This is a genomic window from Paenibacillus soyae, from assembly GCF_024623455.1.
Classification (GTDB): domain Bacteria; phylum Bacillota; class Bacilli; order Paenibacillales; family Paenibacillaceae; genus Pristimantibacillus; species Pristimantibacillus soyae.
In genome coordinates, this window is the sequence record NZ_JANIPJ010000077.1 from 1 (window position 1) to 326 (window position 326).

At 53.1% G+C, this 326-nt stretch carries 2 rRNA genes; both read right to left on the reverse strand.

The window, feature by feature from the left end:
• Positions 1-5: 5 nt before the first annotated feature.
• A 5S ribosomal RNA gene (rrf, locus tag NQZ67_RS30050) occupies positions 6-122 on the reverse strand.
• A 129-nt stretch (positions 123-251) separates the two neighbouring features.
• Positions 252-326: ribosomal RNA gene (locus tag NQZ67_RS30055) — 16S ribosomal RNA — on the reverse strand; the annotation flags it as partial.

Sequence of the window (326 nt, forward strand, 5' to 3'; positions counted from 1 at the left end):
AATCCGCTTGGCGACGTCCTACTCTCCCAGGACCCTGCGGTCCAAGTACCATTGGCGCTGGAGGGCTTAACGGTCGTGTTCGGTATGGGAACGCGTGGTTCCCCTCCGCCATCGCCACCAAACGGATGACTGCGAAAGATCAAATTGATCTTTCAAAACTGACAACGAGCGAGCAACAATCCTGCCTGAGAGTTGCTGTTGGAAGCTTATGCTTCCTATCCGATCTTCATCGAGATCGGGTATATCCTTAGAAAGGAGGTGATCCAGCCGCACCTTCCGATACGGCTACCTTGTTACGACTTCACCCCAATCATCTACCCCACCTT